The sequence below is a fragment of the Dietzia sp. HMSC21D01 genome (assembly GCF_001815995.1).
Taxonomy (GTDB): Bacteria; Actinomycetota; Actinomycetes; order Mycobacteriales; family Mycobacteriaceae; genus Dietzia; species Dietzia cinnamea.
In genome coordinates this window covers 1-4,289 of record NZ_KV823854.1, presented here as the reverse complement: position 1 = coordinate 4,289, position 4,289 = coordinate 1, and the positions used below count along the sequence as shown (strand labels likewise).

Here is a 4,289-nt window from a genome sequence, read left to right as displayed (position 1 = left end):
GGGCGGGGGAACGGCCGGGTCCTCGCCCGCGCCCACAGCCGTCGCACCCGGGAAGCCCGGCCCGGGCTCAGGCTCCTTGCGCGACGAGTGCGCCTTGGCGGCGCCGTTGGCCAGGGCGTCGGCCTTCTCGTTGAGCTCGTGGCCCGCGTGCCCCTTGACCCACTCGAACGTCACCTCGCGGCCCTGCATCGCCTCGTCGAGGGCCTTCATCACCTCGACGTTGAGCACGGGCTTGCCGTCGGCCTTCTTCCAGCCCTTGCGCTTCCAGCCCTTCATCCATTTGGTGACCGAGTTGATGACGTACTGCGAGTCGCACAGGATGTGCAGCGGCTCATCGGTGTGCGCGGTCTGGCGCAGCAGGTCCAGCACGGCGGTGAGCTCGCCCTGGTTGTTGGTGCCGCGCTTCCAGCCACCGCAGCGCCAGGTCGAGTCGTCGATATACCAGGCCCATCCGGCAGGACCGGGGTTTCCGAGAGCGGAGCCGTCCGCGGCGGCGATGATCGTCACGACATGGGATCCTGCCACCGTGGCCGGCGCCACTTCGCACCGGCCACGGGGGGCCACGGGGGCCGACCGGCCGCCTCTCCCCGGGAAGCGGCCGGTCGCCGGTCAGCCCTGCAGGTCGCCGTCCTCGATGCCGTCGAGGTTGATCAGCGGCTCGTCCGCGGTGCGCTGCCGCTCCTCGCGGCGGGAGATTCGGGCGGCCTCACGCATTTCGATGCCCTCGGTGACGAAGTCGCCGATCTCCTTGGCGATCGACCCGACCGCGTCGGTGACGATGACCGCGATCCGACCCACCAGCGACGCCCCCGCCTGGACGCCCGCCTGGACCTGGTCCTTGTTGCGTTCGAAGTCGCTCACGGACCGCTCCCCTCGTCGATGGTGGCCTTTGACGGTACCCGCGACTCAGGCGGCGGAGGGAGCCTTCCTGCGCTCGATGATCACCGCGGGCGCGTCCTCCGGCTTCGGCGGCAGCGGCAGGGCGAGGCGGAACATCTTGACCCACACCGAGCCGACCTGCTTCCACAGCGGCCCGGTGTTGTATGGCAGCCCGTGCTCCTCACAGATCCGGCGCACCTCGACCGCGATCTCCGGGTACCGGTGCGCGGGCAGGTCCGGGAACAGGTGGTGCTCGATCTGGTGGGAGAGGTTGCCGGTGGCGAGGTGCATCAGCGGGCTGCCGGAGATGTTGGCCGAGCCCAGCATCTGGCGCACATACCACTCGCCGCGCGTCTCCTCGGCCGTCTCCTCCTGTGTGAAGACCTGCGCGCCGGACGGGAAGTGGCCGCAGAAGATCACCGAGAACGCCCACACGTTTCGCACGAGGTTGGCGGTGAGATTGCCGGCGAACGTCAGCGGGAACAGGGGGCCGGTCAGCGCCGGGTGGACGATGTAGTCCTTCGCTACCTGGCCGCGCACCTTGCGCCACCAGCCGGCGACGAGGCCCTTGACGTCGGACCACTTGCGCTTGCCCTTGAGCACGTTGTCGTACTCCAGGTCGTGGAGCATCACGCCCCACTCGAAGAGCATCATCAGCGCGAACGCGTACACCGGGTTGCCCAGACGCAGCGGGGTCCACTTCTGCTCGTACTCCATACGCAGCAGGCCGTAGCCGATGTCCCGGTCCAGGTCGAGGATGTTGGTGTACGTGTGGTGCATGTAGTTGTGCGAGTGTCGCCACTGGTCGGAGGGGCACACGTTGTCCCACTCGAAGCTGGACGAGTGGAGCATGTCGTCGCGCATCCAGTCGTATTGGCCGTGCATGACGTTGTGGCCGATCTCCATGTTGTCGAGGATCTTGGACGCGCTCAGCGCCGCGACACCGGCCAGCCACGCGGGCGGCAGAAAGCCGAGGAACATCAGGCCGCGGCCTGTCAGTTCGAGACGACGTTGGGTGCGGACGACGCGCAGGATGTAGTCACGGTCGGCGGTGCCGAGGTCGGCGACGACCCGGTCGCGGATCGCGTCGAGCTCGCGGCCGATGATCTCCACCGACTCGGCGGACAGGACGATCGGTTCGGGCGCGAGAGCGGACTTCTTCGCGGACATCTTCGCGGCCTTCTTCGGCGCCGCGGGCTTTCTGGGACGCAGGGTGGGGAGTTGCAGGAGAGCCATGATGCGGTTCCTTTCCGGGTCGGGATCCGGTTGGTGGTGTCTACAGTTCGATCTCGACGTCGCCGACGGGCGCGTTGACGCAGATCTGGACGTGGCAGCCGGGCGTGGCGTCGACCTCGCCGGTCCGCAGGTCGCGCGTGGCGCCGGAGCGACGCACGGCCGTGCAGGTGTGACAGATGCCCATGCGGCACCCGTGCTGCGGTCTCAACCCCGCGGCCTCCGCGCCCTCGAGCAGCGTGGTGCCCTCGTTGCGGGCGGTGATTCCGCTGCGCAGGTGGGTCACCGTGCCGCCGTCGCCGTCCGGGACCGGCCCGTTCGAAGCGGTGAAGCGCTCGCGGAGAACGCCGGAGAAGCGCTCCGCGCCGAGCGTCTCCGCGAGCCCGCCGGCCAGGGGATCGGGGCCGCAGAGGAACACCGTCGCGTCGCGGTGCCACGGGGCGATCGCCTCGAGGTGCCCGGCGCTGAGGTGGCCGGCCAGGCCGTCGGGCGTGGACCCTCCGGCGGTGGGCACCACGCGGACGTCGATGCCCGCGCGCGACAGCTGGCGGAGCCGGTCGCGGAAGGGCACGTCCTGCACACGCCGGGCATAGTGCAGCCAGGCCACGCGGCCGGCGCCGGAGCAGTGCTGCTCTGCGGCCAGGGTCGAGGCGATCGCCAGCATCGGCGTGATGCCGCTACCGCCGCTGACCAGGAGCACGTCGGCCGGGCGGACCTCGGGCAACGCCATCTCCCCGGCCGGGTTGCCGAGCAGCAGTCGCGTCCCGGCCGCCGCGTCGGCCCACAGGTACTCGGAGACCGTGCCGCCGGGATGGCGACGGACGGCGATGGTCGCGAGCCCGTCGGCGCGGGACGCCGGGTCGACGGGGGAGTAGTGGCGGCGGTGGACGACGCCGTCGATCACCACGCCGATCTCGAGCGCGCCGCCGGGGGCGGGCCTCGGGACGCCGGTGGGCAGTCGCAGGGTGAGCACGGTGACGTCGGGGACGGGCCGGTCGACGGCCACGACCGTCGCGCCGGTGGGGTCGTCCGACCAGGCCACGCCCAGCGAGCGGACGTAGTGCTCGACCGGATGCGGCGTCAGCAGGGTGCGGGTGAGGCGTCGGGAGAAGAGTCGGCGAAGGGGCGGGGCGGTCATGGGGACCTCCGTGGAAAGTGTGGGTCGGTGTGGTCGTGCACCGTCGGCCGCGCTCGCCCCTGTGTGGTCCTCGCGCCTCACACCCCCGGGGGCGTGGTCGCGTCCCGGGGGGCGCGTCCGCCCGGTTCGACCACCGGACGAGTGTGAGTGTACAGGTGTTCTCTGAAATGAAAAGACCCCCGCGGCGGTGGCCTGTGCGACGATCTGGCGACGTGGCCGGTCTGAGCGGTCCCAGCAGATAGTCGATAGGATCGGACCCGTGACGACCCCCAGGACGCGAGCGGAGCAGAAGCGGCACACGCGTGCACTCATCGTGGAGGCGGGCCGGAACGCGGTGGCGTCCCGCGGATTCACCGGGCTCGTCGTCCGCGAGCTCGCCCGCGAGGTGGGCATCGTGCCCACCGCGTTCTACCGGCACTTCGAATCGGTCGACGACCTGGCTTCCGAGCTCGCGGCCGGCGCGGCGGACGTGCTCGGCGCGTTCGTCGACGAGCTGGTCTCCACCCCGACCGAGGACCCGGCGACCGACTGGCCGGGCCGCGCCGCCGACGCCGCGACCCGGGATCCGCAGACCTGGGGGATGTTCGCCCGCGGGCTGGCAGACACCGCTCACCCCGATCATCGCGTCCTCACGACGGCCGTCGATTCCGCGCGTCGTCGGCTGGGGATAACCCTGGGCCGACTCGAGACGCTCTCCGGAGCGGACGGCACCGCCGTGGACATCGCGGCCGACCTCGTCGTCGTCGTCCTACTCCGTCTCCTCGTGGAGGTCTCCGTCGGCTACGCGGCGCGGACGGCGCGCGACGAGTGCGCGGCGCGGTTGCGGGTCATTCTCACCGGCGCCGCCGTCTCCTGATCGCGGCCGGTGTCCCCTACGCCATCCGGCCCGCGTCCCCGGCCGCGCCACCCGCTCAACGTCGCGAGCGGAGCGCCAGCACCGCGCCTGCCAGTACCACGAGTCCGGCTGCACCGAGCCCCAGCCACGGCCCGTAGCGCCCCAGCAGCGAGCCGCCGACGTCCGCCGTGTCCGCCGCGCCCG

The 4,289-nt window shown here is 71.4% G+C and carries 5 protein-coding genes; 1 reads left to right on the top strand and 4 read right to left on the bottom strand.

Going from position 1 to position 4,289, the window contains the following annotated elements; translation table 11 throughout:
- The 4 genes from HMPREF3086_RS06260 to HMPREF3086_RS06245 all read right to left on the bottom strand — a co-directional run.
- Nucleotides 1–507: RNase H family protein (locus HMPREF3086_RS06260; protein ID WP_305790930.1), on the bottom strand; the 507-nt coding region annotated here is incomplete at its 3' end.
- Between the two features lie 102 nt (nucleotides 508–609).
- On the bottom strand, nucleotides 610–861 hold the full coding sequence (locus HMPREF3086_RS06255) for a hypothetical protein (protein ID WP_061228080.1): 252 nt from the start codon (nucleotides 859–861) through the stop codon (nucleotides 610–612).
- A 45-nt stretch (nucleotides 862–906) separates the two neighbouring features.
- A complete protein-coding gene (locus HMPREF3086_RS06250) occupies nucleotides 907–2,049 on the bottom strand; it encodes a fatty acid desaturase family protein (protein ID WP_061228104.1) in 1,143 nt (380 codons plus the stop codon).
- A 106-nt stretch (nucleotides 2,050–2,155) separates the two neighbouring features.
- On the bottom strand, nucleotides 2,156–3,250 hold the full coding sequence (locus HMPREF3086_RS06245) for a flavin reductase family protein (protein WP_061228079.1): 1,095 nt from the start codon (nucleotides 3,248–3,250) through the stop codon (nucleotides 2,156–2,158).
- Between the two features lie 259 nt (nucleotides 3,251–3,509).
- On the opposite strand from HMPREF3086_RS06245, the gene HMPREF3086_RS06240 reads away from it, so the two are divergent.
- Nucleotides 3,510–4,106 (top strand): TetR/AcrR family transcriptional regulator, encoded by a 597-nt coding sequence (locus HMPREF3086_RS06240; RefSeq protein WP_061228078.1) that lies wholly within the window; start codon nucleotides 3,510–3,512, stop codon nucleotides 4,104–4,106.
- Nucleotides 4,107–4,289: the final 183 nt, after the last annotated feature.